The sequence below is a fragment of the Xanthomonas sp. SHU 166 genome, assembly GCF_000364685.1.
GTDB classification, from domain to species: domain Bacteria; phylum Pseudomonadota; class Gammaproteobacteria; order Xanthomonadales; family Xanthomonadaceae; genus Xanthomonas_A; species Xanthomonas_A sontii.
In genome coordinates this window covers 1-2,096 of record NZ_AQOJ01000598.1, presented here as the reverse complement: position 1 = coordinate 2,096, position 2,096 = coordinate 1, and the positions used below count along the sequence as shown (strand labels likewise).

The window sequence follows — 2,096 nt, the reverse complement described above, 5'->3', positions numbered from 1 at the left end:
AGCGACAGCAGCGCCGCGGCCGCCGTCACCTGGTTGGCGGTGACGCCGAGCCGGTCCAGCACGCGCACGCCGGGCCGCAGCAGGTCCTGGAAACGTCCTTTGAGGGCATAGATCGACACGCGCGTGGTCCTGACGGCGAGGGCGGGGCGGCGACAGCCTAATGCATCGCAGCGGCTGCGCGCGCGGCCGAGGCCACGGCGCAGGTGTTTCGCACGGCCCGCACGCACCGCGCGCGGGCTCCACGACGAGGCGCGCACACCGTGTGCCGGCGCCGCCGCACACGCGATCCGCAGGCCCGTGGGCCCCGCCGGCCGGGCGTCGGCGGGCCTCAGCGCCTACAATGGCGGCCCGTTCCGCTGCCCCCGCCCTGCCCCATGTCCTCCGATTTCCTGCCCGTGCGCCGGGCGCTGCTGTCCGTTTCCGACAAGACCGGCCTGATCGACCTGGCCCGCGCGCTGGCCGCGCGCAACGTCGAACTGCTGTCCACCGGCGGCACCGCCAAGGCCCTGCGCGAGGCCGGGCTGGCGGTGAAGGACGTGTCCGAACTGACCGGCTTCCCGGAAATGATGGACGGCCGGGTCAAGACCCTGCACCCGCTGGTGCACGGCGGCCTGCTCGGCCGCGCCGGCACCGACGATGCGGTGATGGCCGAGCACGGCATCGCCGCGATCGACCTGCTGGTGCTCAACCTGTATCCGTTCGAGGCGGTCACCGCCAAGGCCGACTGCACGCTCGCCGACGCGGTGGAGAACATCGACATCGGCGGCCCGGCGATGCTGCGCTCGGCGGCCAAGAACTTCGCCCGCGTGGCGGTGGCCACCGATCCGGCGCAGTACGCCGAACTGCTGGCCGAGCTGGAGGCCAGCGACGGCCGGCTGTCGGCGGCCAAACGCTTCGCCCTGGCCGTCGCCGCGTTCAATCGTGTCGCCCAGTACGACGCGGCGATCAGCAACTACCTGTCCGCGGTCACCGCCAGCGATGCCGCGGTGCCGACGCGCAGCGCGTTCCCGGCGCAGATGAACTCCAGCTTCGTCAAGGTGATGGAACTGCGCTACGGCGAGAATCCGCACCAGCAGGCCGCGTTCTACCGCGACCTCTTCCCCTCGCCCGGCACCCTGGCCACCTTCACCCAGCTGCAGGGCAAGGAGCTGTCCTACAACAACATCGCCGACAGCGATGCGGCCTGGGAATGCGTGCGCCAGTTCGACGCGCCGGCCTGCGTCATCGTCAAGCACGCCAACCCGTGCGGCGTGGCGGTCGGCGCCGGCTGCGGCGACGCCTACGAACTGGCCTACGCCACCGACCCGACCAGCGCCTTCGGCGGCATCATCGCCTTCAACCGGCGCCTGGATGCGGCCACCGCGCAGGCGATCCTGGACCGCCAGTTCGTCGAAGTGCTGATCGCCCCCGACTACGACGACGCCGCGCTAGAATACGCCAAGAAGAAGGCCAACGTGCGCGTGCTGCGCATCCCCGCCGGCGACGGCGCCTACGGCATCGACAGCAAGCGCGTCGGCTCCGGCATCCTGCTGCAGACCAGCGACGCGCACGTGGTGCCGCGCGACGCGTTGAAGGTGGTGACCCGGCTGGCGCCGACCGAAGCGCAGTTCGACGACCTGCTGTTCGCGTGGAAGGTGGCCAAGTACGTCAAGTCCAACGCCATCGTCTACGCCAAGGACCACCGCACCATCGGCGTCGGCGCCGGGCAGATGAGCCGGGTGTACTCGGCGCGCATCGCCGGCATCAAGGCCACCGATGCCGGCCTGGCCGTGGAGGGCTCGGTGATGGCCTCCGATGCGTTCTTCCCGTTCCGCGACGGCATCGACGCCGCCGCCGCGGCCGGCATCAAGGCGGTGATCCAGCCGGGCGGTTCGATGCGCGACGCCGAGGTCATCGCCGCGGCCGACGAGCACGGCATCGCCATGGTGTTCACCGGCGTGCGCCACTTCCGGCACTGAGGTCTGCAGCGATGCGCCTGTCCGCTGTCGTGCCCCGTCCGCTCGCAATGCTGGCCGTGGCCGGCGCCCTCGTGCTGGGCGGTTGCACGCCGGCCGCGACACCCGCGCCCAGCGCCGCACCTGCGGCCGCGCCCACCA

The 2,096-nt window shown here is 71.9% G+C and carries 1 protein-coding gene and 1 pseudogene; one reads left to right on the top strand and one right to left on the bottom strand.

The window, feature by feature from the left end:
* A pseudogene (locus D180_RS14860) lies at positions 1–119 on the bottom strand (CDP-alcohol phosphatidyltransferase family protein); the annotation flags it as partial.
* A 255-nt stretch (positions 120–374) separates the two neighbouring features.
* On the opposite strand from D180_RS14860, the gene purH reads away from it, so the two are divergent.
* The gene (gene purH / locus D180_RS14855; protein WP_017913417.1) at positions 375–1,958 is read left to right on the top strand and encodes a bifunctional phosphoribosylaminoimidazolecarboxamide formyltransferase/IMP cyclohydrolase; all 1,584 of its coding nucleotides are present in this window, start codon (positions 375–377) and stop codon (positions 1,956–1,958) included.
* Positions 1,959–2,096 lie beyond the last annotated feature (138 nt).